This is a genomic window from Thauera aromatica (genome assembly GCF_023093595.1).
Classification (GTDB): Bacteria; Pseudomonadota; Gammaproteobacteria; order Burkholderiales; family Rhodocyclaceae; genus Thauera; species Thauera aromatica_A.
Genome location: NZ_JALLIK010000091.1, coordinates 39,587 through 63,422 on the forward strand (window position 1 = coordinate 39,587; position 23,836 = coordinate 63,422).

The window sequence follows — 23,836 nt, forward strand, 5'->3', positions numbered from 1 at the left end:
GGACGATGGCAACCTTGACAGCCCATGCCGCCGGGCCGGCCCTCTCGCCGACCAACACCAGCAGCCCCATCGCCGCGATCGTTCATCTCGAGCACGGCGTCGCCGACGGCGTCCTCGCCGACTTTGCCTTTGCCCTGCGCCAGGCGGGCCGGCGGGTCCGGGGGGTGGTTCAGCAGTCCACGGGCGGTACGGGCAAGGAGGCGACGATGCTCGTCGATCTCGACCAGGGAACTCGCTTCCCCCTCTTCCAGCGCCTCGGCGCGGGCGCCGGCTCGTGCAGCATCGACCAGCACGGCGTGGCTGCCGCGAGCGTGGTCCTGCGCGGTGCGCTCGATGCGGCCCCCGATCTCGTCGTGGTCAATCGTTTTGGTGCGCTGGAGGCGGCGGGCGAGGGATTTGCCGACGAGATGCTGGCCCTGATGAGCGAGGGCATTCCCCTGCTCACCGTCGTCGCCGAAGCCTATCGATTCGACTGGCAGCACTTCACCGGCGGCGCCGGTGTGGAACTCGACCCGAGCCGGGAGGCGCTCGATGCCTGGTTCGCCGGCCTGCAACGGGGTAGCGGCCGGTGAAGCGGCGCGACCTCTTGCGCGCACTGGCCATCGCGCCCTGGCTGGCCTGGGTGCCGGCAGGGGCGCGGGCAAAGGCCGGTGTCGAGAGCACAATCGCCGCTGCCTACGGCACCCTGCCGCCGCCGCAGGCGATTCGCCGCGTGTTCGCTGCTGGCGCGCCGGCCAGCGTGCTCTTGAGCGTGCTCGCACCGGAGAAGCTGATCGGCTGGCCGTTCAAGGTGTCCGAAGAGGCGCGCGCCTGGCTGGCGCCGGTGGTGCGCGCGCTGCCACAGGTCGGCCGCCTCGCCGGTCGCGGCAGCACGGCGTCGAACGAGGCGCTGCTGCAAATGAAGCCGGACGTCATCCTCGACGTCGGCACCGTCGACGCGACCTACCTCTCCGCCATGCAGCGGGTGGCCGAGCAGACCGGATTGCCGTGCCTGCTTGTGCAGGGACGCATGGCCGACCACCCGGCGCAGTTGCGCGAGCTCGGCCGACTGCTCGGCGTGGCGGCGCGCGGCGAGCGCCTCGCCGCCTGGGCCGACGAGACCCTCGGGCTGGCGGCGCGCGCGCGCAACGAAGTGCCGCCCGGGGCGCGTCCGCGCGTCTACTTCGGGCGTGGCGGCGATGGCCTTGAAACCGGGCTGGACGGATCGATCAACATGGAGGCGATCGAGATCGCCGGTGGCCGCAACGTCGCCGCCGAGTCGGGGCGCGGCGGGCTGATCAAGGTGTCGCCCGAGCAGATCCTCGCCTGGGATCCGGAGGTGATCGTCACGCAGGATCGCGAGTTCGCCCGTGGCGTGCTCGCCGATCCGCTGTGGCGTCCGGTCGCCGCCGTGCGGGCGCGTCGCGTGCACCTGGCGCCGAGCCTTCCGTTTGGCTGGCTGGACGGGCCGCCGGGTGTCAATCGCCTGGTCGGTGTACGCTGGCTGATCGAGCGCCTCCATCCCGGCCGGGCGGGGGGCGAGGCGGCCCTCCAGGCGGCCGCCCGCGACTTCTACCGCTTGTTCTACGGCATGGAGCCAGACGCGGCGAGTCTCGGCGCAATGATCGGTGGCCCGGCATGAATGACGCTCCAGACCTTTCCCGTGGCGCGTCCACGCACGGCTCCGGTGTCGCCGCTGCGGTCAACGCTGGCGCGCCGTGCCGCCCCGCGGCGGCCTGGCTGGCGGGTGCCGCCGCGTTGCTGGCGGTGCTCGCCGTGGCCTTCGCGGCCGGCAAGTTTCCGGTGGCACCGGCCGACCTGCTGCGTGCGCTGGTCGCGCGCCTGTCCGGCAGCGAGTCCGGTTTGCCCGAGGCCGTGGAAACCGTCATCTGGAACATCCGCCTGCCGCGTGTCGCCGCCGGTGTCGTCGTCGGCGCCGTGCTCGCCGCAGCGGGCGCCGCCTACCAGGGCATGTTCCGCAACCCGCTGGTGTCGCCGGACATCCTCGGGGTCTCCGCTGGAGCCGGGCTGGGCGCCACGCTCGGCATCTACCTCGGCCTGCCGCTCATCTTCGTGCAGGTTGTCGCCTTCGGCGGCGGCATCATCGCCGTCGCCATCGTCTACCGCCTCGCTTCGCTGGTGCGGCGCCATGATCCGGTGCTGGTCCTGGTGCTAGCCGGCGTCGCGCTCGGTGCGCTGCTTGGCGCCGGCATCTCGCTGGTCAAGATCCTCTCCGACCCGTATACGCAGCTGCCGACGATCACCTTCTGGCTGCTCGGCGGACTCAACCAAGTGACTTCGCGCGACCTGGCGACGACCGCGCCGGCGATGCTAGCCGGCTTGCTGCCGATGGCGCTGCTGCGCTGGCGCATCAACCTCCTTGGCCTCGCTGACGAAGAGGCGGCAGCGCTCGGGGTCGACGTCGGGCGCCTGCGCCTGGTTCTCGTCACCGCCGCAACGCTGTCGACCGCCGCCGCTGTCTCGCTGGCCGGTATCGTTGGCTGGATCGGGCTGGTCGTGCCGCATGTCGCGCGCCTGCTCGTCGGCCCTGACTTCACCCGCCTGCTGCCGGCCTCGCTCATGCTCGGCGCCGGCTTCCTCGTCGCCACCGACACGCTGGCCCGGACGATCGCGCCGATCGAGCTGCCGCTCGGCATCCTGACGGCGGTAGTGGGCGCGCCTTTCTTCCTGTGGCTGTTGGCGCGCACGGGGAGGCCGGCATGAGCGTTGCCATCGAGGCCTGCGATCTTGCGATCGGCTACCACGGCCGCCGCGTCGGCACCGACATCTCGCTCGGCATCGACAAAGGCGAGGTGCTCTGCCTGCTCGGCCCGAACGGCAGCGGCAAGACAACGCTGTTCAAGACACTGCTCGGCCTGCTGCCGCCGCTTGCCGGCACGGTGCGCGTACTCGGCGAGCCGGTCGCTGGCTGGTCGCGCGCGGCGTTTGCGCGCAAGGTCGGCTATGTGCCGCAGGCGCATGCCGGCATCTTTCCGTTTACCGTCGAGGACATCGTGCTGATGGGCCGCGCAGCGCGCATCGAGCGCTTCGCCACTCCGTCGCGGCATGACCGTCAGCTCGCTGCCGACTGCTTGGCAGCACTCGGCGTCGCCCACCTGCGCCAGCGCACCTACACCGAGATCAGCGGCGGTGAGCGGCAACTGGCGCTGATCGCCCGCGCGCTGGCGCAGGAGCCGGCGCTGCTGGTGATGGACGAGCCGACGGCCAGCCTCGACTTCGGCAACCAGGTCCGCGTGCTCGAACACGTGTGCCGTCTGCGCGAACGCGGCATTGCCGTGCTGATGTCCACGCACCAGCCGGAACACGCGCTACGCGTTGCCGATCGTATTGCGCTGCTGGCACCGGGCCGGCTGGTCGGCATCGGTGAGTCGTCCGAGGTGGCGACGCCCGCTGCGCTTGCCGCGCTGTACGGCGTCGATGCGACCGCCATTGCCGGCAGCCTGCCATCGATTCCACTCCGGCTGCCACGCCGTCCTGCCGAAGAGAACGCCCCATGAGCATCGCCGCCATCGATTTCGGCCGCCTCTACCGCGACCACCATGCCGCCGCCAACCGCAACCCGAAACCCGCAAGTGTCTGGGACGTCCGTGCCGCCGAGATGAGCGACAAGGTGCACAAGAGCCGCTATGTCGAGGACTTCATCGGCCGCATGGATCTTACCGGTGCGCATTCGCTGCTCGACGTCGGCTGCGGGCCCGGGACCATCTGCCTGCCGCTCGCCGGCCGGCTGCAACGTGTCATCGGCCTCGACTTCAGTCCGCGCATGCTCGATGCCTTGCGCGAAAACGCAGCAGCGCTCGGGCACGACAACGTCGAGGCCCTGCAACTGGCGTGGGAGGACGACTGGTCCGCCGTGCCCGCGTGCGACATCGTCGTCGCCTCGCGCTCGACGACGGTCGCCGACATGGAAGCGGCGCTGCACAAGCTGAACGACAAGGCCAGGCGCCGCGTGTACCTGACCCATCTCGTCGGTGGCCGCTTCATCGACCCGGCGGTGATCGACATCATCGGCCGAGACCTGCCGCCGTTGCCGGACTATGTCTACATCGTGAATATCCTGTACGGGATGGGCATCCATCCCCGGCTCGACTACATCGAGCATGAAGGCCGGCTGGCAGGCGCCACCAGTTTCGACGAATTCGCCCGACGTGTCTCCTGGGCGCTCGGCGAGCTCTCCGATGACGAGCGTGCCCGCCTGCGCACTTGGCACGGGCGTGTCGCGCCGAGCCTCGGTGCTGCTGGGTCGCCGATGCGCTGGGCATTCATTTCCTGGGAAAAGACATCGCGATAGTTGGCAGGCGTCAGTTTCAGACCGCTCACGCCGATCGCTATACACAAGTTGCTATTTCGAGACCAAAACCGATGAACGACCTGCTGGACCACCTTGACACCTCCGCAGCGGCCCGCGATCTGGCTCCTGTCGAGGAAGGCCTGCCCGCCGACTGCAACACGCGTGATGTGCTCGACCTCTATCGACGCTCCGCCGATCCCCGTGTCGCCCCGGCCATCTTCCGCCACGCCGCAGACCTGCGCGACCGCCATGTCGGCCGCAGCCCCTGGTGGTCGGCCGGCGTCTCGGCCATCGTGCCGTGCGAGCTTGAGCCGCTGTGCACCTACTGCACCTTCTTCAGCCGCAAGGCGGTGGCAACCAGCGACATCGTGTCCGCCGTCCGTGCCATCGCCGACCTGGGCATCCGCCATCTTCACCTGTCCGGCGGCACGCGCTTGCCGGTGAAGGGCGAGCCGATCAGCGGCTACGACCGCTACCTGGTCGACCTCGTCGTCGCCATCCGAGATGCAGCCGATGTCGAGATCGAGGTCAATGTCGGCCCATCGCTGACGCGCGGCGGGGTCCGCGCGCTCAAGGAGCTTGGCGTGGCCGCTGTGACCAGCTCGCTGGAGGTGCTGAACGCCGAACTGTTCGCGGCATTCAAGCCGGGCGACAGCCTGAAAGGGCGAATCCGCCTGATGGAGCTGTGCGAGGAAGAGGGCATGCCTATCCGCTCGATGATGCTGGTCGGCCTCGGTGAAACGGACGCGGATCGCATCGACCACCTGTTGTTCCTGCGCCGCTTCTCCATGCTTCGCCACCTGCGCCTGTCGCGGTACATGCCCTTCCCCGGTACCGCGTCCGGCGGCGTGCGCTGCTCGCCCTGGCCGGTGGCACGCCTCACGGCGATTGCGCGCCTGCTCTATCCGACCCTCGATCTCGGCCTGGCGGCCGGCAACGATCCCGACGACATGGCCCTGTGGTGGCTTGCCGGCGGCGGCAACCAAGTCATCGGCGCCACCGCGTCGATGAAGGACCCGCGCGGCAAGGCCGGCGGGGAAGCACGTGCGATCCCGGTCGGCGAGCGTGTCGTGGTGCACGACAACATGGCCCGGGTGACCCGCTATCTCGGCGAACTCGGCCTGACTCCGAGCTTCGCTCCCCAGTCTTCCTGAAACCAACCGATGGAGTCCATCTTGCGTACCCGCATGCGTTCCCCCTTGGCTGCCGCCGTCGCCGCGCTATGCGCGGCCGGCCCGGCTCTCGCCTCTGACGCCACGCTCACCGAAGTGGTTGTCACCGGCGCCCACGAAGCCCCCCTGACACAACCCGATCCGCAGCCCTGGGCGCACAGCCAGGTCTCGCGCGAGGGCGTCGCCATCCTCGGCGGGCCGGCGCAGACCAACCCGTACCGCCTGCTCGACCTGATGCCCTCGGTCAGCGCGGAGTCGGCCGATGCCTATGGCTTGAACTCGCGCGGTGGCCGCAAGCTCAACCTGCGCGGCAAGGGTGACTTCCACTTGACGCGCAACATCGAGGGCGTGCCCCTGTACGGCATCGTCGGCAACAACGACCTGTTCGACTTGGAGAACGTCGCCGGCTTCGAGCTCTACCGCGGAGGCATGCCCGCCAACGCCGGGCTTGGCGTGTCCAACAGCACCGGTGCGCTCGACATGACGCTGCGTCGCCCCGAGGAACTTCCTGGTGTCGAGATCCGCCAGGGCTTCGGCTCGGACAACTTCCGCCGCACCTTTGCCCGCATCGACAGTGGCCGGTTCGGCCCGGCGGATACCGCGCTGTTCGTGTCGGCGTCGGACATGGAGGCCGACAAGTGGAAGGGGGCTGGCCAGACGCCCGGCGCGCGCCGCAACTTCACCGTGGGCCTCGCCCAGCCGTTCTCCAACGGGGCGCGCTTCGAACTGTTCGTCGCCTCCAACCACATCGAGGGGCACGACTACCGGGCGATGAACTACGCGCAGGTCCAGGACAAGTCCAACTGGCGCAGGTTCGACTACGACGAAGATCTCACCGCCGGCCGGCTTGCCCGATACTACGATTTCAACCGCAACGAGTTCGACGACGTCGGCGTCATCGCGAACCTGGTCCTGCCGGTCGGCGAGGCGGGACGTTTCACCCTTCGCCCGTACTGGTGGGACAACGACGGCTATTTCCTGTTTTCGTCGTCCGACACCAATGTCCGCCGCTGGGATGTCGAGCACGAGCAGAAGGGGCTGGTCGCCCAGTATGACCACAGGTTCTCCCCGGCGCTCGACCTCACCGTCGGCTACTGGTGGATGGACATGGAGTCGCCGCCGCCACCCGTCTACCAGAAGAACTACACGGCACAGGCAGATGGCAGCCTGACCTATGCCGGCTGGGCGCTGCTGTCGAAACATGGCAGGCACGAGTTCAACAGCCCCTTCCTGCAGCTGACAGGCCGCAGCGGCGCCACCACGATCTCGGGCGGCGTGCGCCTGCAGCAGCAGTCGCAGCCGTCGTTCTCCTACTACGCCACCGCCGGCCTTCCCGACGTCTCCTACGACGCGGTGTGGGCTTTCAACCCGGCCGTCGACCCCTGGATGCGAGTTTCCGGCAAGACCTACCGCGAGTGGCTGCCGAACCTGTCGCTGCGCCACGAACTGCGGCCCGACATGGCGCTCACCGCCGCCTACGGCCGGCGTATCGGCCGGCCCGACTGGGGGCCGGTCGCATCCACCTATAGCAGCAACAAGGCCAAGTTCGTCGCACAGAACATCACCCTGCAGGATGTCTTCTCTGGGCTGAAACCGGAGATCTCCGACAACCTCGACCTCGGCCTGCGCTACGAGGGTGAACGGCTCTCGCTCGCGCCCAACCTGTACTACGCCAGGACCCGCGACAAGGAGGTCAGCGTCTATGACCCGGGCGTGGACGTGACCTACTACCAGAGCGTCGCCAAGGCCGTCGGCTACGGCGCGGAGCTGGAGGGCAGCTACCGCTTCGACGGCGGGCTGTCGGCGGTCTTCGCCCTGTCCTGGAACCGCTTCGCCTTCGACGGTGACATCCAGGCCAAGGCAGGCGCCGTGACGGGCACCGACGGCAAGCAGGTGCCCAACGCGCCGCGCATGCTGGCCAAGCTGGGCGTCGACTGGCGCAGCGGCAACTGGAATGTCTCGCCGGTGGTGCGCTACGTTGGCAAGCGCTACGGCGACACCCTCAATAAGCAGAAGATCGACGGCTACTTCCTTGCCGACCTGCATGTCGGCTACCAATGGAAGAACGTCGCCATGCTGCAGGAGGTCGGCATCGGCCTGTCGGTGTTGAACCTGTTCGACAAGCGCTACATCGGCCAGATCTCCGCCAGCGACTTTGACCTCAATGCCGGCACGACCTACTACGCCGGCGCACCGCGGACGGCCGTGATGACCGTCAGCGCCAGGTTCTGAGGCCAACGTGAGCGGGCAGGTGGGCAGCATCGTCGATGGCGCGAGCCGGGTGGCCGGCCGCTGGCGCGGGTTGGGTTTCATCGCGCCACTTGCGTTCGCGGTGCTGGCGAGCGCGGTGTTCTCGATGGGGCTCGGCCACTACCCGCTCGCCCCGTCGGAAGTGCTCGCGGTGTTGTGGGCGGCGTTGACCGGGACCGAGTCGGGACAACCGCCCATGGCGGAGACCGTCGTGCTGGCGGTACGCCTGCCGCGCGTGCTCGCCGCCATGCTGGTCGGCGCCAGCCTGGCGGCGGCCGGCGCCGCCTACCAGACCTTGTTCCGCAATCCGCTCGCCTCACCGGCCATCCTCGGCGTCTCGTCTGGCGCCGGCTTCGGCGCGGCGCTGGCCATGCTGCTCTCGGGCAGCGCGCTCGCCGTTCAGGGCGCGGCCTTCGCCGGCGCCCTGCTGGCGGTCGTTGCGGCAATGCTCATCGCCGGCCGTCTGGGCAAGGGTTCGGCGCTGGTGATGGTGCTCGCCGGCCTGGTCGTGTCGGCCCTCTTCCAGGCACTCACCTCCGCGCTGAAGTACGTCGCCGATCCGCTCGACACGCTACCGGCCATCGTCTTCTGGTTGCTCGGCAGTCTCGGCCGCGTCGGTACGCATGATCTGGCCTGGGCGGCGCCGTTCGCGTTGGCGGGCATGCTCGCGCTGTTCCTACTGCGCTGGCCGACCCAGGTGCTGGAAGCCGGCGACGACGAGGCGCGCACCCTGGGCGTGCCGGTGCGCGCGCTGCGTCTCGCGCTGATCGGCGCGGCGACGCTGATGACCGCCGCCGCCGTGTCGATCTCCGGCATCGTCGGCTGGGTCGGCCTGCTGGTGCCGCACCTCGCGCGTCTCATCGTCGGCCCGGCCTACGCCGCGCTGCTGCCGGCCTCGCTGCTGCTCGGCGCCGGCTACCTGCTGCTGGTCGATAACCTGTGCCGCAGTGCCTTTGCCGCCGAGTTGCCGCTCGGCATCGTCACTGCCGTGCTCGGCGCGCCTGTGTTCGTCACCGTCCTGGCGAGAGCGAGGCGGCAATGGTCCTGAGCGTGGAAAACCTCGTCTATCGCCGCGCGCCGGGCGAGGTGCCGGTGCTCGACGGCATTGACCTGTCGCTCGCAAGGGGCGAGATCCTGTGCCTGCTGGGGCCCAACGGCACCGGCAAGACGACCCTGCTGCGCTGCCTAGTCGGCGCACTGCGGCACGAGCGTGGCGAGGTGCGCATCGACGGCGAATCCGGCGTCCCTCCCCGGCGTCTCGCCCGCGCGCTCGCCTACGTGCCGCAGGCGGCCGGCGACAGCGGCCTGACCTTGCTCGATGTCGCGCTGATGGGCCGCACGCCGCACCTGCCGCCCCTCAGTCTGCCTGGCCGCCACGATGAGCGGATCGCGCGCGAGGCGCTGATGCGGGTTGGCATCGCACATCTGGCGCAGCGGCCGTTCAACCGCGTCAGCGGCGGCGAGCGCCAGCTCGCGCTGATCGCCCGTGCGCTGGCCCAGCAGCCGCGCCTGTTCATGATGGACGAACCGATGGCCAGCCTCGACCTCGGCAACCAGGCCCGTGTGCTGCGCGTGATCCGCGATCTCGCCGCCGACGGCATGGCCGTCCTTGTCACCACCCACCAGCCCGAGCATGCGTTCCTGCTTGGCGCACACGTCCTTGCCATGGCAGGCGGCCGCGTCGTTGCCGCCGGTGCGGCCCGCGATGTGCTGCACGCGCACACGCTGACCGCCCTGTACGACACGCCGGTGGAGATCGTCACGCACCGTGGCGCCCCGGCAGCGTGCATTCCGCGCCTGTGAAAGGAGACTTGTGATGTTGTTCCGCTTCCTGCCGTTCCTGATCGCTTTCGTCGCCGCCATCGCCCAGGCCGCGCCGCCGCGCGTGGTGGAGGACATGGCGGGCGACGAGGTTGCCCTGCCCGCGCGGGTCGAGCGTGTCGCCACCATTGGCGCGGTGCCAGTGCTCAACGGCCTCGTCTTCGCCGTCGGCGAGGGCCGGCGCATCGTCAATGGTCTGCCGGAGTTCGCCCGCAAGCCGCGCTGGGGCTACCAGGCGGTCTTTGCCCCGCACACTGCCGCGCTGCCCACGCTCCAGAACCACGACCGCACGCCGAACCTGGAGGCCCTGCTCGGCGCGGCGCCCGACGCGGTGCTGACCATGGATCGGGCGAGCGCCGACGCCTTGCGCCGTGCCGGCCTGCCGGCGCTCTACCTCGCCTGGCGCCAGCCCGAGGATGTGAAGACGGCGGTGCGCCTGCTCGGCCGCGTCTTCGACCAGCCGCAGGCCGCCGAGCGCTACGCCGAGCGCTTCGACCGCATGCTCGCGGACGTTGCGGCGCGCCTGCGCGACGTGCGGACACGACCGCGCGTGCTCTACTTCAGTCCGAAGACGCTGACGCAACCCCATCTGGTGGTCGAATGGTGGATCCGCGCGGCGGGCGGCGAGAGCGTCACCGACGACGGCCGCACCGTCGAATCGCGCAGCTTCACCCTCGAGCAACTGCTCGCCTGGAACCCCGACATCCTCATCGTCGCCAGCCACGAGGAGGCGGAGACGGTGCGCCGCGAGCCGCGCTTCGCCAACCTGGCCGCCGTGCGCGCTGGGCGCATCCTGGTGGCGCCCAGCGGCGCCCACACCTGGGGCAACCGCACCTCCGAACAGCCGCTCACGGTGCTGTGGGCGGCGAAACACTTCCACCCCGAGCGCTTCGGCGACATCGACGTCGTCGCCGAGACGCAAGCCTTCTATCACGACATTTTCGGCGTCGACCTCTCTGCCGCGCAGGTGCGCGAAATCCTCGATGGCGGCCCCAGGACGACCCTGGCCGCGCGTTGATTCCAATGCTATCGATACCAAGGAGCATGAAATGGACATGACCACGATGAAGTTCGATCTCGCCAGCCTGGAGGCTCCGCCCGCAGTCGCGGTGCTGGACCGCGTCGCCGGAGGGTTCAAGGCCTTCCAGGCCCTGCGCGCGGGCTACGGCAGCGGACTGTTCGACTGGCTGGACCGCAACGGGCCCGCCGAGCGGGCGGTCATCGCCACGGCCCTGAAACTGCGCGGCGCGCATCTGGCGGGCTTCCTCCAGTCCCTGGAGGACCTCGGCCTCGTGTCGCGCCAAGGCAGCGTGTACGCCCTGGTTCCCGAGATGCGCGAGGTGCTCGTCGCCGGCAGTGCCTGGTGCCAGGCAGCGACGATCGAGCGCCTTTTGGCGCCGGAATGCGGCTGGTCAGATCTGCGCGGCTTCCTGTCCGAGGACTGGACGGCGGCGAGCGTGCCCGTGTCGCCATCCCCAAGGCTGCACCCCTTCCTGGTGGAGGCGCGGCTTCTGGCGACCCGGCTGGCGGCGCGGGAGAGGGAACTGCGCGGTGGCGCCAAGCCGCGCCGCCTGCTGTGCTTCGATGGCGGCGGTGGCATAGCGGTGGCGGCCATCTGCCTCGCGCAGCCCGGGTTGGACGCGGCCGTCATCGTCGCGCCGGGCGCCGTGCGGGAGGCCATGGAACTGCTCGACGCCTGCGGCCTGGCTGAGCGATGCGTCGTCCATCCCGGTTCTCCGCTCGAAATATCCGTGCAGGCAAGCTACGACCGCGTGGTGCTGTTCCACGCGCTCTACCCCGTGCGCAAGTCCATGGGTGACGCGCTTGCAGCCGTTGCCGCGCGCCTGGCGCCGGGTGGCGAATTGTGCTCGGCCCACTGGTTCTGCCTGGAGGCCTGCGAGACCGCGCCAGGTGGCCTGCGCGACCTGGACAGGGCGGTGCTGACAGACAGCCATCCGCTCTGCCATGTGGAGACCTTCGGCGAGCGATTTGTCGCGGCCGGGCTCGGCGACGAGGGGCGGGAGGACATCGATGGCCCCTGCGGCCACCTGAAGCTGCATTTCGCCTCTCGTGCCCTGGACCCCGTAGTGGTTTCACCGTACCTGCGCTGCTCGCGTTGCTGAGGAATGTCGACATGAAGACAGCGAACGACATGATCCCGAGCCGAATGGCCGACTGCCCGCCAGCCACCTTGCTCGCCGACCTGCACGCGACCGTGGTCGAGCGCCTCGGCGCCGAGGCCGAGTCGCTGACCCTCGAACGCGCCGTCCTCGGCATCTTCTTCACCGGCGTCAAGCTCGCCAACGGCGCCGGCGGCCTGTGCGCGACGCCGATCAAGAGCGTGCCCGAGGCCGTCTGCTGCCCGAGCTCGGCGAAGGCCATGCCGATCCCGGGCAAGATCGCCGGCCGCAAGGCGGTACAGGTGCTCGACGACCTCTACCGGCCGCAGGACCTGCGCCGGACGCTGGCCATCGCTACCTTGAATGCGCTCGCCGAGACGCTGTGGATGCGTGACGGCGGGCCGGCCAGCGCCGAGGTGAGCGACGGCGATGCCTTCGACGCGCTGGTCATCACGCCCGGCGCGCGCGTCGCGCTGGTCGGCGCCTTCCCGCCGTGCATGCGCGAGCTGCGCCGGCGCGGCCAGCCCTTCCATGTGCTGGAAATGGACCCAGCGACGCTGAGGCCCGAGGAAATGCCGTTCTACGCGTCGGCCGACCGGGCGCCGGAGCTCGTGCCGAAGGCCGACGTCTTCATCACCACCGGTACGACGCTGATCAACGGCACGCTCGACGGGCTGCTGCGCCTGCTGCGGCCGGGCGCCGAGGCGGCGGTGATCGGGCCGACGGCGACGCTGATCGCCGAGCCCTTCGCCCGGCGCGGTGTCACGGCCGTCGGCGGCACGCGCGTGCGAGCCCCGGACGAACTGCTCGAACTGCTGGCCGAAGGGGGCTCCGGGTATCACTTCTTCGGCAAGACGGTGGAGCGCGTCACTCTGCGCCTGACGCCGGCGCAGTGATGTTGGCGATGGAGGAGTACCTCTGCGGCAGCGGCAAGCCGGGCCAGGAGAAGGCACCGGTGGCGACGTGGCGCTGGTGGCGACCGCTACTGCAGTGGTCCGGGGTCGGCCTCGCACATGCTGCCCTGCTCGGCATCGTGCTGCAGGTGTCGCCACAGGCAAGGCAGGTGCTGGGTCATGTGATCGAGGCCAGCCTGGTCGTCCCGCGACCGGTGCCCGTGGCGGCCGCGCAGCCGAGGGCCGTGCCGGAACCGACACCGACGCCGCCCAGGCCGCCAAAGGAGAGAACGCCAGCGCCAAGAGCACCGCGGCCAGCGACGCCGCGACCTATTGCGGCACCGCCCGCCGAGGCGCCGCCGTTCTCCGATGTCGCGTCGGAGCCTGCCGCCGAACCGGCGTCGGCGGTCGTATCGGTGCCCACCGCCGTTCCCGCCGTGCCTCCACCGCTGGTGCTGCCGGTCTTCAACGCCGACTACCTCGACAACCCGGCGCCGCAGTACCCACCGATGTCGCGCCGTCTCGGCGAAACGGGTCGCGTCCTGCTGCGCGTGCTCGTTTCGGCCGACGGACATGCCGATGAGGTCGAGCTCGGGACCTCGTCGGGGTTCGAGCGGCTCGACGCCGCCGCGCGCCAGGCGGTCGTCCGCTGGCGCTTCGTTCCAGCACGTCGGGGCGACGAGAGGGTCGCCGCGTGGGTGCTGGTCCCAATCTCCTTTGTCATGTGAGTCCCGCCATGTTCGAAAGCTCCCTGGGTATTGCCCATTTCCTGACGCAGGCCGACACGGCGGCGCGCGCCATCCTCATCGCGATGTTGTTCGCCTCGCTCGCCAGCTGGGGGATCATCGTCGATCGACTGGTTGCGCACTGGCTGCAGCGACGACGGCAGGCGGTGTTTCTTGCGCGCTTCCGGCGTGTCCGCGCCTTTGAGGAACTGGGCGCGGTCCTCTCCGCAGGTGCGGAGGATGCGTGCGCCCGCCTGGCGCGCCTGGCGATCGAGTCCGCCCGGCATTTCTCGGCGCACGGGGAGGCCGGTGGACGCCAGGAGTTCCTGGTAAGGGCGCTGCGGCAAGGCATCGAGGAGGAGGCGGAACGGCTCGAGCGCGGGCTGACGCTGCTCGCCTCGGTCGGCTCGACCGCGCCCTTCGTTGGCCTGCTCGGCACCGTCTGGGGGATCTATCACGCCTTGATCGCCATCGGCCTGTCCGGGCAGGGCACCCTCGACAAAGTGGCCGGCCCGGTCGGCGAGGCGCTGATCATGACCGCCATCGGCCTTGCCGTGGCGATCCCGGCGGTGCTCGGCTACAACGCGCTGACGCAGCGCAACCGTGTCGTGCTCGGCCGCCTCGATGCGCTCGGCCACGACTTGCTTACGCTGGCGCTTACCGGTGCGCCGCTGCGGCGAGGTGCCGCCGAGGGGTCCGCTCGCATCGCGAGGGCTGCGTGATGGGGCTGGGCACGCTGGGTTCGGGCAACGGCGGACGCCCGATGGCCGAGATCAACATCATCCCGTTGGTCGACGTGATGCTGGTGCTGCTTGTCGTCTTCATCGTCACTGCGCCGCTGCTCACGCATGCGGTCAAGCTCGAATTGCCGCAGGCGAGCAGCCGCCCCAATGTGGCGCCTGCCGAACACATCGAGATCGCGGTACAGCGCGATGGACAGATGCATTGGAACGGCGAGGCGGTGTCTCGCGCCGAGTTGGAACGGCGCGCGTGGCAGCTTGCCGAAAGGGCGGCGGACACCGAGATCCACCTCAAGGGAGATGCCGCGGTGCCCTATGGGGAGATGGCCTGGACCTTGTCGGCGCTGGCGCGGCGCGGGCTGACGCGCGTCGGGTTCGTCACCGATCCCGGCGAGGCCGTGGCACCCGATCGCGGGGCAGGCGGTGCCGGGGCGTTCCCATGATGCGCAATGGTCCCAGTCCATGGAGCAGAGCAACTTTCGTGAACCCGCCTGGAAGGAGCAAGGCAATGAAGATCGTACGAACCAGCCCGCGATGGCCGGCGCCATCCCAATCGGGCATGTCCCGCCGGATGCCTGGCCGTAACCGGGAGGGCGCTGGCGCGGCGCGCGACGATACCCTGATGCTGCGGGCGATATCGGGTGTTCTGCGGAACGCCCAGTGTGGCGAACTTCCAGTGTTCGCGTGGACGCTCGGGCTCCCGCAACACGCCCTGCTGGAAATGGTCGAGCGATGCTTCCCGGAGCTCGGTGCGCTGGAGGGGTTGTCAGATATGCAGTATGCAATCCTCAAGGCGGCGCAGCCACCGTACTTCCAGGCGTTGGTGGCCCTGTTGATGACGCGGCGTACCGCAGGGGTGGATGAACACGTGGCCACGTGGCTTGCACATGCGATCGCGGCGGCATGCCACGGTGAACGCCATTTGTGGGAAGACCTGGACCTTGGCGGACGCGACGGCGTGTCGCGCCTGCTGGAGCGGTACTTCCACCCTTTGTACCTCGCCAACTCACGAAACCTGCGCTGGAAGCGGTTCTTGTTTGCCGAACTCGGTGCCGTCCTGGGGAGAACGGACTGCCTGCCTCCCGGGTGCCATCGGTGCGACCAACACCGGGTATGCTTTCCCGAGTCCAAGGCACAAGGGGTGAGCGTACACGATGGAATCGACCAAGAAGAGCATTGAGCTGCAAGGCTCGGTATGGATGACGGTGGGCGGCGAGAATTTTGGCGGTCCCGGCCGGATCGAGCTGCTGGCCAGGATCGCCGAATGCGGTTCGATCACGCAGGCCGCCAAGGCGATCAAGATGAGCTACAAGGCCGCATGGGATGCCATCGACACCATGAACAACCTGGCCGGGGAGCCGCTGGTCGAGCGCCTGGCAGGCGGCAAGGGCGGTGGCGGAACCCGGCTGACTCGCCGGGGCGAGCAACTGGTCGAGAACTTTCGCCTTGTCCAGCGGGAGCATCGGCGCTTTATCGAGCAATTGGCCCAGCAGGCCGACGACATCGCAGATGACTATTTGTTGATCAGGAGGATGAGCATGAAAACCAGTGCCCGGAACCAGTTTTTCGGCAAGGTCACCTTGGTGAAGCCGGGGGCGGTGAACGATGAGATCGAGCTGGAAGTGGCCGGGGGCCAGAAGCTTGTCGCCATCGTGACGCACGAGAGCACCGAGAGCCTCGGCCTGCGCGTCGGTGCTGAAGCCTTCGCCTTGGTCAAGTCGTCATCGATCATCCTGGTTACGGATGACGATGGCGCACGCTTCTCGGCCCGCAACCGGCTGACAGGAACGATTGCCCGCGTCCAGACCGGTGCAGTCAACACGGAAGTCGTTCTTGACCTGCCAAACGGGGCTTCGGTGGCCGCGATCGTGACCAATGAGAGCAGCGCGGCCCTTGGGCTGGTGGCGGGTAAGACGGCGTCGGCCATCTTCAAGGCGTCGAGCATCATCCTCGGGGTTCCGGCCTAGCTTCGCATGGCTTTCTTGTTTTTGGGGGAGCGCCTTGGCTGGCGGCATGCCTACCGCCTTGGCGCGCCCCCTTGCTCCGCCATTCCGACGTGGCTACTGCGGTTGCGGCGAATGGCCCATTTGCGGTTCGCAATCGTCGCGCCGCATCCCGGTTCGGGAGTCACTCGTTGAACGGATGAGTGACGCCCATGGACCTGCGACGCCTGCGTTGTTTCGTGGCCGTAGCCGAGGAGCTGCATTTCACGCGCGCGGCCGCGCGTCTTCACATCGAACAATCACCGCTGTCGCGCACGATCAGGCAACTGGAAAGCGACGTCGGCGCCTCGTTGTTCGAGCGCGGCGGGCGGGGTACGCACCTGACTTGGGCCGGGCAAGTCTTGTTGCGAGATGCCAGGCGCGTTTTCGCGGTGCTGGAGCAGGCCAGGATCAATGTCAAGGCGGCTGCGACAGGCTACCGAGGCATGCTCCGCATCGCGCTTTCGGACGGTATCGCACAAACCCGGCTCACGGCGCTGCTGGCCTTGTGCCGTGAAGAGGAACCCGACGTAGGGATTCGCCTGTTCGAGACACCGTTCGCTGCGCAAGTGCGCGGTATGCGTGATGACTCGTTCGATGCGGGTTTCGCCCAGTCCGACGAGGCCGGTGAAGGCATCCACTGCGAAACGCTCTGGTCCGATCCGCTTGTGGCTGCCATTCCCAATCGGCATCCATTGCTGGCCTTCAAGCAGATCCCGTTGGAGGAATTGCTGAAGTATCCCCTCGTGATGTACCACCCGGAGGCATGCCATGGCGCGAGCCGGCAAATCAAACGGATCCTGCGTTCCACGGATATCCGGCCGAACATCGCAGAGCGTGCGGTGACGCTGGAGTTGATGTTGACGCTGGTCGCCGCCGGCTACGGCCTGGGCTTTGCTACGGCCTCTCAAATCTCGATCTGCCGACACCCGGAGATCGTCACTCGGCCCCTGGCCGATGGGTCGGCGAGGATGACTACGTTCCTGTTGCGTCCGCACAGAGAGCCGTCCGAACCGCTGCAACACTTCGTCGACCGGGCCCGACTCTTACGTGACAATTCCTGCCTGTCTGAACAGGCGTAGCCGGTGCGTTCAAGTCTCGCAGTTGCGGCAGTCCCGTGGGGGCTTTTCGCAGGCATCCAGGGTCCCGCTCAGGCACCTTTCCCGTGGGCTTGAAACAGGGAGCGCTACTGTCCGCATTGTTCGTGGTACGTGCAAGCGTCATGGGTTGTACTGCCGGGAGTCATCAACCCATTGGCGATGCGGATGCGTGTCTTTCTGGCCTCGTTTGGATGTGCTCCGACCATCCTGTCCCTGTTGTTGACGACAGGAGTCGCCACAGCAGCGGATGTTTGGGCTATTACCGTGTCCGGCCACTCCTTGCGGGGATCTCAGGCAACTGACTGTGTCATCGAACCGGTCCCACCTGCTTGCCGCGAAGAAGAACTTGACGCCGGGTTTCCCGAAGATTCGAATTGGGCAGCGGCCCTCGTCCCGCAAGGCCTGAAGCAAGGTGGCTCCGAGCTGCAGCGCAGGCTCGGCACAGCGTACCAGGGCATCGTCGATGCCTGGGGGCTGGGCATCGCCAAGATTCCCGCCGTGGTGGTCGATCGACGCTACGTGGTCTACGGCGAGCCCGACGTGTCCCGCGCCGTCGCGCGCATCAACGCCTACCGGAGCACGCAGCCATGAGCCTCCTGCTGGCACGCCGGCGCCTGCGCGCCACTGTCGCCTCGCTGCTGTTGGGCACGGCCACGTCGACGTTCGCCCTGGACACCGCCACCATCGTCTCGTCGGCGTTGTCCCCCGACTGCCTCGAATACCGCGTGGTCGGAATCTGCTACTGGCTGTACTGCACGCCCTTCGGCTGCTCGGTTCGCACCTCCGTCAAGGTGCGCCACTACGTCCCCGATGCGGTGGTGTCGAGCTACTCGAACACCGGCGAAAACCCGTGGCTGGAAGTCAGGGCGATGAGCATGCCCAACCCGACCGCCAAGGCTGGCGGTGACGGCACGACCAATCACGACAACGAGAACAACCTCGCCAAGTTCAAGAACGCCGATGTCATCGGCCATCCGGCCGGGATGGTGTTCAGCCAGTTCGCCAGCGCCTCCGGCTACACCTGCGAAGGCGCTGGCACGGCCTTCATGCCGTATCTGCTGAGCACGCTCGACACGATCGCCTGGCGCTACAACATCCCGGAAGCGTTCTACCCCGAAGCGCTCATCCCCGGCCGGCGCGAAATCGGTACGCGCACCGGCCTGAACCTCTGGGGCAACGTGTATCCCCGCGGTGGCTTCCTGCACCAGACCGACGATCACAAGAGCGGCGCCGTGGTCGCGCAGCGCGCGGGCGACATCGTGACGCGCCGCAACCAGATTCACGTGTACCAGCCACTGCTGGCCAACGCCCGCGACGGGTACTGGCCGGCCGGCGCGTTGATGGAGACCGACGCCTCGACGGGCAAGTGGCAGGAGCTGACGCCCACGCTCTCGAACACTTGCGTGGTCTTCCCGCACAGCCGCACCCGCGTGCAGGCCCAGCAAGGCGACTACGCCTGGGCCTTGTGGCGGCCGTACTCCTGCTGCCGGCGCCGGGGCCAGGTCTTCCTCGGCAGCGTCGATTTCATGTGAGGAACCCACGATGAACGCCTCCCTCCCTGACTTCCTGCGTCGCGCGAAGTCGCACCTGCGGGCCACGCTGCTCGTGGCGGCCATCACGCTGGTCGTCGGCGTCGCCTGGGCGCAGACCCGCATCGACCCCAATGGCGTGAACGTCAGCGGCAGCGTGATCGGCGACGACGTGCTCTACAGCATCGGCGGCGGCCGGGCCGTGTCGATGGGTGGTGCCGGCAACATGCAGAGCATCGGCGTCGGCGTCGGCTGGAACAGCAACCTGATCTGCGGCGACATGAGCATCACCACGACGCTGCAGAACCAGCTCAACGGCATCACCAACGGCTTCCAGACGATCATGAGCAACGTGATCCAGAACGCCACCAGCGCCGTGGCCTCGCTGCCGGCCCTGATCATCCAGCGCGCCGACCCGGGCCTGTACAACCTGCTCACCAACGGCATCCTGCAGGCGCGCCTGGATTTCGACCGCTCGAAGATGACCTGCCGCGCCATCGCCAATCGCATGGCGGACATGGCCGGCGGCCAGGCCGGCTGGGACCAGCTCGCCGAAGGGATGGCGCTGCGGGATGCGGTCAGCAGCACCGATGCCGTCGCCGCCATCGAGCAGGCCGAGTCCAACAAGGGAAACAACGGCGTGCCATGGGTCGGCGGCGGCAACGCGGGCGGCTCCGGTCAGAGTTCGATCAAGGTGGTCGGCGACGTGACGCGCGCGGGCTACAACCTGCTCAACGGGCGCAGCGCCACCGATAGCTCGTCGATCGCGCGCAGCGCCTGCGGCAACCGCCTGACCTGCCAAACCTGGTTCTCGCCCCAGGCGGCCGCGGACTGGGCGACCCGCGTGTTGGGCGAACGCGAGCAGCGCACCTGCGAAAACTGCACGAAGACCCAGACCACGCCTGGCGTCGGGCTCACGCCAGTGATCCAGGAAGAGTACGAGACCAAGCTGCAGGTGCTGCAGGAGCTGGTGACGGGCGCCCGGCCGACGACGCCGGCCAATCTCGACGCGGCCGGCAGCAGCTCGCTGCCGATCACCCGCGGCGTGATCGAGGCCCTGCGGGACGAACCCGACCAGGACGTGCTGGGCAAGCGCCTGGCGTCGGAGGCGGCGCTGTCCAGCGTGCTGGAGAAGGCCTTGCTGCTGCAACGCACGTTGCTGACCGGCAAGAAGGAGCCGAACGTCGCCGCCAACGAACTGGCCGTGCAGGCGGTCGACCAGGAGAACAGTGCGCTGGAGCAGGAGATCAACAACCTCAAGACCGAGCTGGAGCTGCGGCGCACGCTGGCCGGCAACTCGGCGATGGCGATCATCCAGCGCCACAGCACCCGCGCTGCTGGTTCGCGCGGCGTCTTCGAGGGCGACACCACGCGCGACCGTCTGCGGGAAGTCCAGAAGCCGCGGAGCGGTACGCCATGAGCCGGCTGGCCTGGCTGCGGCTGCCATGGCTGTTCAACCGCCGCGTCGGCGTGGCGCTGCTGTGGACCTTGCTGGTGGTCGCCGCCGCGGTGGCGGTGAACATCGCCGGCATCCACGTCGTCGGCGGCGTCGAGGGCTGGCAGCACTGGCTGCAGGCGCACGCCGGCCACTTCTTCGTGTGGCGGCTGTGCCTCTACGGAGCGACGGCTTACGGCTGGTGGTGGATGCGTCGGCGCCTGTTGCGGCGGGAGCCGTCCCGCGAGACGCATCAGCGCCTGCTGCGCACGGAGATCGCGGCCGTGATCGCCGTGGTCGCGCTGGAAGTCAGCCAACTGTTGCGGCACGGCTGAGACCGGGAGGCAGGCATGACGCTCTACACCACGGACTACCTGGAGTATTACCTGACCCTGGTGGCTTGGGTGGTCAACAACGGCATCTGGAGCATTCTCGTGGCCAGCGGCGTGTTCGCGCTGCCGTTCGTGGCCATCGTGATCCAGGAGTGGCTCAAGGCCCGCAGCGAAGGTGCGGACGAAGGCAACAAGGGCGTGCTGTCGTCGATGCGCATCGAGAACCGGGTGTGGGTGGCGATCGTGGTCATCATGTTCGCCGGCATCCCGTTCATCCCGGTGGATCTCGCCACGATCAGGTTCGACACCACGCGCTCCGCGCAATGCCAGGTCAGTGTCCCGCTGCCCAACGACACGGGCTGGTCCAATGTCTACACGGCGCTCAACGACCAGAGCGCGCTGGTGCCGGTGTGGTGGTTCTTCATGCACGCGCTGTCGAAAGCCGTGACGGGCTCCGCGGTGGCGGCGATTCCCTGCGGCACGGACCTGCGTCAGATTCGCATGGATGTGGATGCCACGCGCATCGACGATCCGGTGCTGGCACAGGAGGTCGCCGACTTCACGCACGACTGCTACGGGCCGTCGCGCGCCAAGCTGTTCATGAACCGGCCGACGCTCTCCGACGAGCAGATGAACGACGTCACCTGGATCGGATCGAGTTACTTCCTCGACACGCCCGGCTTCTATGACACCTATCGCGCCAAGACCCCACGCACGGCCTGGCCCTACGACGCGACCCGCGATGCGGGGCTGGCACAGGTGGACAGCGGCGGCGGCTATCCGTCCTGCCGGCAGTGGTGGGCCGATGGCGGCCAGGGACTGCGCAGCCGGCTGCTGGCACAGGTCGACCCGGACCTGCTGACCCGCATCGGGCGCTGGGCGGGCTTCCTGTCGCAGAGCGAGGTCAATGACTCGGTGATCCGCGCCGTCGTCTCACCGCGGCAGCAGAAGATGAACCAGGGCGCCGTCTACACCGATTACGGCGGCCAGATCGACAAGACGCTGCCAAACGTCGTCACGCGCGGCGCGAGCGACCTGGGGCTGACCGTCGGCTCGCTGGGCTTTTTTCCGGCGATGGACGTGGTGCGCCAGGCGCTGCCGATGGTGCTGACCATGCTCAAGATGGCGCTCGTCATCTGCATCCCGCTGGTGCTGCTGATCGGCACCTACGACCTGAAGACGGTGGTGACGGTGAGCTGCGTCCAGTTCGCGCTGTTCTTCGTGGACTTCTGGTTCCAGCTCGCACGCTGGATCGACAGCACGATCCTGGATGCGCTCTACGGATGGGGGTTTGGCGCGGACAGGCCGCACACGAACTTCGATCCGCTGATCGGTTTGAACAACGCCTTTGGCGACATGCTCCTTAACTTCGTCATGGCGATGATGTTCATCGTGCTGCCGACGTTTTGGGTCATGGCATTGGCTTGGGCAGGCGTTCGCACGGGAAATATCGTGCAGGGGTTGTCCACCGCCACCTCGGACGCCAAGGGCGCTGGGGGGCGTGGCGCTGGTATGGCAATGAGCGCCGTATCGAAGAAGTGACCGCCGTTCAGTCGTCGTCGGTCACATGCGGGTCGATGCGCCAGTCGCTCTTGTCATAAAGCCCGAAGCCGTTGGGGCCTTCCCTCCATTCGGGTTGCGGTTCCTCTTGATCAGGGTCGTCGTGCTGCACGAGCCATGCAGCAGTCACCGCAAAGGCAAGCAGCAGGGCCAGCCAGAACGCGGAGTAGAGCAGCGCACCGAGCACGGTGAGCTTGACGATCCAGAGCACCGCCGTCGCCGCGCCCGCAGGCACCCCGCGCGTCACCAGCCAGCCGGCGACACGCTGCTCGCGGCGCAGGTATCCACGCCAGGCACGGCCAGCCCCCCGGCCCAGCCGGTGGCTCCAGCGCCCGTTGTGCGTGTTGGTGGTCATGCTCATATGCCTCGGCTTCAGTGGTGCCTCACCTCGCGGAGCGGCCGGTCGTGGCCTGCCCTCCAGCATAGACCGCGATCAGGAGGGTGGGTTGCGGCCGGCAGAGCCGGGTTGGCTCGGGTCGCAGGTCGATTAGATTTTGCACGATAAATCAAACCTTATGCTACTTTCCATGCACGTTCTTGCAACGGCTCTAGGGGCCGATTGGATTATGTGTTATTTTTATAACATGGATGGAAATTCTCGGCACCAGATAATCAAGCGACTGCAGGCGGGACTCCCTCGCGGGGCGCCGTTCGACCTTGCCACCCTGAGCCAGTTTGGGGTGTCGCCCCAGCTCGCCGCCTACTATGCCGACGGCGGGTGGCTCGTGCGCTTGGCCCATGGCGTCTATGCCTTCCCGAACGATGAATTCGGGGTCTACGGTGCGCTGAAGTTTCTGCAACAGCGCGTGCCCGGCCTGCACGTCGGCGGCAAGAGCGCCCTGGCCCTGCAGGGTGTGCGGCACAACCTGGGCAGCCGGGAGGCGCTGGTGCTGTGGGGCGACGGTCGCTTTGCGTTGCCGGTCTGGTTCACTTCGCGCTTTCCAGCCCGCTACGTCCACGCCCGCCTGTTCGACTGGCCGGATACGGTGCTGGCCGGCAAGACCCTGACCACGCCGCCTGGCCTGCCCGAGGATCTGCGGGTGGCTGCCTCCGAGCGTGCCGTTCTGGAGTTGCTGTACGAAGCCGGCGTCAAGCAGAGCCTCGAAGAGGCCCGCAACATCTTTGATGGACTGCGTTCCCCCCGCAAGGATTTGCTCGGACAACTGCTGTCCTGCTGCACCAGCGTGAAGGCCGTGCGCCTGTTCCTCACCTGGGCGCGCGAGACCAGCCTCGTGGATGTCGATGCCCTGCTGGAGCAGTACCCGGTTCGCACCGGCAGCAACACGCGCTGGATGAGCCGGCTCGATGACGGCACCTTGCTGAGCCTGAGACCTCATGGATAAGACCTACGCGGACACCGTTCGCCTGCTGCTGGCCGTCGCGCCCGACGTGTTCGCCAACGACATCTTCGCCATGAAGGGCGGCACGGCCATCAACCTCTTCGTGCGGGACATGCCGCGCCTGTCGGTGGACATCGACGTGGTGTACCTCCCGTGGCAGACGCCGCGCGACGAAGCGCTGCAAGCCATCAACCAAGAGCTGGCCGCCATCGCCACGCGCGTTGCACCACTGGGCGTGCAGACACGCCTGGTTCGCGCCAAGGACCTGGGGGACACCAAGCTGATCGTCGAGAACGACGCCAACCAGGTGAAGATCGAGGTCAACGTCGTGTTCCGAGGCAGCGTGCTGCCCGTCGAGCGGCGGCCGCTGAGCGCCAAGACCAGCGATCTGTTCGGCGTCGAGTTCGAGCTGCCGGTTCTGGCACCGGACGAGTCGTACGCCAGCAAGCTGGTGGCCGCGCTGGATCGGCAGCACCCCCGCGACCTGTTCGACGTGTGGCAGCTCTTTGAGTCGGGCGACATCAGCGACGGCATGGTCGAGTGCTT

Annotated in this window: 26 protein-coding genes; 25 read left to right on the forward strand and 1 reads right to left on the reverse strand. The window is 68.1% G+C overall.

Annotation, left to right across the window (positions count from 1 at the left end):
- Nucleotides 1–5 precede the first annotated feature (5 nt).
- The 23 genes from MXC99_RS06010 (at nt 6) to MXC99_RS06120 (ending at nt 21,932) form a co-directional block, all read left to right on the forward strand.
- The gene (locus MXC99_RS06010; RefSeq protein ID WP_247724592.1) at nt 6–572 is read left to right on the forward strand and encodes a DUF2478 domain-containing protein; all 567 of its coding nucleotides are present in this window, start codon (nt 6–8) and stop codon (nt 570–572) included.
- Complete coding sequence (locus MXC99_RS06015; RefSeq protein ID WP_247724593.1) at nt 569–1,621, forward strand: iron ABC transporter substrate-binding protein; 1,053 nt, start codon at nt 569–571, stop codon at nt 1,619–1,621. The genes MXC99_RS06010 and MXC99_RS06015 overlap by 4 nt, the downstream gene beginning before the upstream one ends.
- Nucleotides 1,618–2,703: a FecCD family ABC transporter permease gene (locus tag MXC99_RS06020; RefSeq protein WP_247724594.1), complete on the forward strand. Its 1,086-nt coding sequence runs from the start codon at nt 1,618–1,620 to the stop codon at nt 2,701–2,703. Before MXC99_RS06015 ends, MXC99_RS06020 begins: the two co-directional genes overlap by 4 nt.
- Nucleotides 2,700–3,497 carry an ABC transporter ATP-binding protein gene (locus MXC99_RS06025; protein WP_169203462.1) on the forward strand — a complete coding sequence of 266 codons (798 nt, stop codon included), beginning with the start codon at nt 2,700–2,702 and terminating at the stop codon, nt 3,495–3,497. The genes MXC99_RS06020 and MXC99_RS06025 overlap by 4 nt, the downstream gene beginning before the upstream one ends.
- A complete protein-coding gene (locus MXC99_RS06030) occupies nt 3,494–4,291 on the forward strand; it encodes a class I SAM-dependent methyltransferase (RefSeq protein ID WP_169203461.1) in 798 nt (265 codons plus the stop codon). The genes MXC99_RS06025 and MXC99_RS06030 overlap by 4 nt, the downstream gene beginning before the upstream one ends.
- Nucleotides 4,292–4,362: 71 nt before the next feature.
- A complete protein-coding gene (locus MXC99_RS06035; protein ID WP_169203460.1) occupies nt 4,363–5,445 on the forward strand; it encodes a radical SAM protein in 1,083 nt (360 codons plus the stop codon).
- Between the two features lie 21 nt (nt 5,446–5,466).
- Nucleotides 5,467–7,695 (forward strand): TonB-dependent receptor, encoded by a 2,229-nt coding sequence (locus MXC99_RS06040; protein ID WP_169203459.1) that lies wholly within the window; start codon nt 5,467–5,469, stop codon nt 7,693–7,695.
- A 7-nt stretch (nt 7,696–7,702) separates the two neighbouring features.
- Complete coding sequence (locus MXC99_RS06045) at nt 7,703–8,761, forward strand: FecCD family ABC transporter permease (RefSeq protein ID WP_247724595.1); 1,059 nt, start codon at nt 7,703–7,705, stop codon at nt 8,759–8,761.
- Nucleotides 8,752–9,516: an ABC transporter ATP-binding protein gene (locus tag MXC99_RS06050; RefSeq protein WP_247724596.1), complete on the forward strand. Its 765-nt coding sequence runs from the start codon at nt 8,752–8,754 to the stop codon at nt 9,514–9,516. Before MXC99_RS06045 ends, MXC99_RS06050 begins: the two co-directional genes overlap by 10 nt.
- Before the next feature lie 13 nt (nt 9,517–9,529).
- Nucleotides 9,530–10,552: an ABC transporter substrate-binding protein gene (locus MXC99_RS06055; RefSeq protein WP_247724597.1), complete on the forward strand. Its 1,023-nt coding sequence runs from the start codon at nt 9,530–9,532 to the stop codon at nt 10,550–10,552.
- A 31-nt stretch (nt 10,553–10,583) separates the two neighbouring features.
- On the forward strand, nt 10,584–11,657 hold the full coding sequence (locus MXC99_RS06060; protein ID WP_247724598.1) for a hypothetical protein: 1,074 nt from the start codon (nt 10,584–10,586) through the stop codon (nt 11,655–11,657).
- Nucleotides 11,658–11,668: 11 nt separating this feature from the next.
- The gene (locus MXC99_RS06065) at nt 11,669–12,550 is read left to right on the forward strand and encodes a DUF364 domain-containing protein (RefSeq protein ID WP_247724599.1); all 882 of its coding nucleotides are present in this window, start codon (nt 11,669–11,671) and stop codon (nt 12,548–12,550) included.
- A gap of 8 nt (nt 12,551–12,558) precedes the next feature.
- Complete coding sequence (locus MXC99_RS06070; RefSeq protein ID WP_247724600.1) at nt 12,559–13,275, forward strand: energy transducer TonB; 717 nt, start codon at nt 12,559–12,561, stop codon at nt 13,273–13,275.
- A gap of 8 nt (nt 13,276–13,283) precedes the next feature.
- Nucleotides 13,284–13,994 (forward strand): MotA/TolQ/ExbB proton channel family protein, encoded by a 711-nt coding sequence (locus tag MXC99_RS06075; protein ID WP_247724601.1) that lies wholly within the window; start codon nt 13,284–13,286, stop codon nt 13,992–13,994.
- 41 nt (nt 13,995–14,035) lie between these two features.
- Nucleotides 14,036–14,455, forward strand: a complete 420-nt coding sequence (locus tag MXC99_RS06080) for an ExbD/TolR family protein (protein WP_210147711.1) — start codon at nt 14,036–14,038, stop codon at nt 14,453–14,455.
- Between the two features lie 65 nt (nt 14,456–14,520).
- Complete coding sequence (locus tag MXC99_RS06085) at nt 14,521–15,192, forward strand: nitrogen fixation protein NifQ (protein ID WP_247724602.1); 672 nt, start codon at nt 14,521–14,523, stop codon at nt 15,190–15,192.
- Nucleotides 15,167–15,979, forward strand: coding sequence for a TOBE domain-containing protein (locus tag MXC99_RS06090; RefSeq protein ID WP_247724603.1), 813 nt, complete (start codon nt 15,167–15,169; stop codon nt 15,977–15,979). The genes MXC99_RS06085 and MXC99_RS06090 overlap by 26 nt, the downstream gene beginning before the upstream one ends.
- Nucleotides 15,980–16,167: 188 nt before the next feature.
- Nucleotides 16,168–17,076 (forward strand): LysR family transcriptional regulator, encoded by a 909-nt coding sequence (locus tag MXC99_RS06095; RefSeq protein WP_169203450.1) that lies wholly within the window; start codon nt 16,168–16,170, stop codon nt 17,074–17,076.
- Nucleotides 17,077–17,259: 183 nt separating this feature from the next.
- Nucleotides 17,260–17,685, forward strand: coding sequence for a TIGR03757 family integrating conjugative element protein (locus MXC99_RS06100; protein ID WP_247724604.1), 426 nt, complete (start codon nt 17,260–17,262; stop codon nt 17,683–17,685).
- Nucleotides 17,682–18,626 carry a TIGR03756 family integrating conjugative element protein gene (locus tag MXC99_RS06105; protein ID WP_247724605.1) on the forward strand — a complete coding sequence of 315 codons (945 nt, stop codon included), beginning with the start codon at nt 17,682–17,684 and terminating at the stop codon, nt 18,624–18,626. Before MXC99_RS06100 ends, MXC99_RS06105 begins: the two co-directional genes overlap by 4 nt.
- Before the next feature lie 10 nt (nt 18,627–18,636).
- Nucleotides 18,637–20,043: an integrating conjugative element protein gene (locus MXC99_RS06110; RefSeq protein ID WP_247724606.1), complete on the forward strand. Its 1,407-nt coding sequence runs from the start codon at nt 18,637–18,639 to the stop codon at nt 20,041–20,043.
- A complete protein-coding gene (locus MXC99_RS06115) occupies nt 20,040–20,393 on the forward strand; it encodes a hypothetical protein (protein WP_247724607.1) in 354 nt (117 codons plus the stop codon). The genes MXC99_RS06110 and MXC99_RS06115 overlap by 4 nt, the downstream gene beginning before the upstream one ends.
- A 15-nt stretch (nt 20,394–20,408) precedes the next feature.
- Nucleotides 20,409–21,932 carry a conjugal transfer protein TraG N-terminal domain-containing protein gene (locus MXC99_RS06120; RefSeq protein WP_247724608.1) on the forward strand — a complete coding sequence of 508 codons (1,524 nt, stop codon included), beginning with the start codon at nt 20,409–20,411 and terminating at the stop codon, nt 21,930–21,932.
- A gap of 7 nt (nt 21,933–21,939) precedes the next feature.
- On the opposite strand, the gene MXC99_RS06125 is transcribed toward MXC99_RS06120, so the two are convergent.
- Entirely contained in the window at nt 21,940–22,311 is a 372-nt protein-coding gene (locus MXC99_RS06125) for a DUF3742 family protein (protein ID WP_169203446.1), read from the reverse strand.
- 223 nt (nt 22,312–22,534) lie between these two features.
- On the opposite strand from MXC99_RS06125, the gene MXC99_RS06130 reads away from it, so the two are divergent.
- Nucleotides 22,535–23,293 carry a type IV toxin-antitoxin system AbiEi family antitoxin domain-containing protein gene (locus tag MXC99_RS06130; RefSeq protein ID WP_247724609.1) on the forward strand — a complete coding sequence of 253 codons (759 nt, stop codon included), beginning with the start codon at nt 22,535–22,537 and terminating at the stop codon, nt 23,291–23,293.
- Nucleotides 23,286–23,836, forward strand: a 551-nt coding sequence (locus MXC99_RS06135; protein WP_247724610.1) for a nucleotidyl transferase AbiEii/AbiGii toxin family protein, incomplete at its 3' end; no start/stop codon positions are given. The genes MXC99_RS06130 and MXC99_RS06135, both read left to right, overlap by 8 nt.

Coding starts and splice junctions, on each gene's coding strand:
- MXC99_RS06085 (WP_247724602.1), top strand. CDS start 14,521: ATGAAGATCGTACGAACCAGCCCGCGATGGCCGGCGCCATCCCAATCG.
- MXC99_RS06130 (WP_247724609.1), top strand. CDS start 22,535: ATGGATGGAAATTCTCGGCACCAGATAATCAAGCGACTGCAGGCGGGA.
- MXC99_RS06060 (WP_247724598.1), top strand. CDS start 10,584: ATGGACATGACCACGATGAAGTTCGATCTCGCCAGCCTGGAGGCTCCG.
- MXC99_RS06070 (WP_247724600.1), top strand. CDS start 12,559: ATGGAGGAGTACCTCTGCGGCAGCGGCAAGCCGGGCCAGGAGAAGGCA.
- MXC99_RS06025 (WP_169203462.1), top strand. CDS start 2,700: ATGAGCGTTGCCATCGAGGCCTGCGATCTTGCGATCGGCTACCACGGC.
- MXC99_RS06120 (WP_247724608.1), top strand. CDS start 20,409: ATGACGCTCTACACCACGGACTACCTGGAGTATTACCTGACCCTGGTG.
- MXC99_RS06090 (WP_247724603.1), top strand. CDS start 15,167: ATGGAATCGACCAAGAAGAGCATTGAGCTGCAAGGCTCGGTATGGATG.
- MXC99_RS06125 (WP_169203446.1), bottom strand. CDS start 22,311: ATGAGCATGACCACCAACACGCACAACGGGCGCTGGAGCCACCGGCTG.
- MXC99_RS06105 (WP_247724605.1), top strand. CDS start 17,682: ATGAGCCTCCTGCTGGCACGCCGGCGCCTGCGCGCCACTGTCGCCTCG.
- MXC99_RS06095 (WP_169203450.1), top strand. CDS start 16,168: ATGGACCTGCGACGCCTGCGTTGTTTCGTGGCCGTAGCCGAGGAGCTG.
- MXC99_RS06035 (WP_169203460.1), top strand. CDS start 4,363: ATGAACGACCTGCTGGACCACCTTGACACCTCCGCAGCGGCCCGCGAT.
- MXC99_RS06050 (WP_247724596.1), top strand. CDS start 8,752: ATGGTCCTGAGCGTGGAAAACCTCGTCTATCGCCGCGCGCCGGGCGAG.
- MXC99_RS06115 (WP_247724607.1), top strand. CDS start 20,040: ATGAGCCGGCTGGCCTGGCTGCGGCTGCCATGGCTGTTCAACCGCCGC.
- MXC99_RS06020 (WP_247724594.1), top strand. CDS start 1,618: ATGAATGACGCTCCAGACCTTTCCCGTGGCGCGTCCACGCACGGCTCC.
- MXC99_RS06010 (WP_247724592.1), top strand. CDS start 6: ATGGCAACCTTGACAGCCCATGCCGCCGGGCCGGCCCTCTCGCCGACC.
- MXC99_RS06110 (WP_247724606.1), top strand. CDS start 18,637: ATGAACGCCTCCCTCCCTGACTTCCTGCGTCGCGCGAAGTCGCACCTG.
- MXC99_RS06075 (WP_247724601.1), top strand. CDS start 13,284: ATGTTCGAAAGCTCCCTGGGTATTGCCCATTTCCTGACGCAGGCCGAC.
- MXC99_RS06080 (WP_210147711.1), top strand. CDS start 14,036: ATGGCCGAGATCAACATCATCCCGTTGGTCGACGTGATGCTGGTGCTG.
- MXC99_RS06065 (WP_247724599.1), top strand. CDS start 11,669: ATGAAGACAGCGAACGACATGATCCCGAGCCGAATGGCCGACTGCCCG.
- MXC99_RS06100 (WP_247724604.1), top strand. CDS start 17,260: ATGCGTGTCTTTCTGGCCTCGTTTGGATGTGCTCCGACCATCCTGTCC.
- MXC99_RS06055 (WP_247724597.1), top strand. CDS start 9,530: ATGTTGTTCCGCTTCCTGCCGTTCCTGATCGCTTTCGTCGCCGCCATC.
- MXC99_RS06030 (WP_169203461.1), top strand. CDS start 3,494: ATGAGCATCGCCGCCATCGATTTCGGCCGCCTCTACCGCGACCACCAT.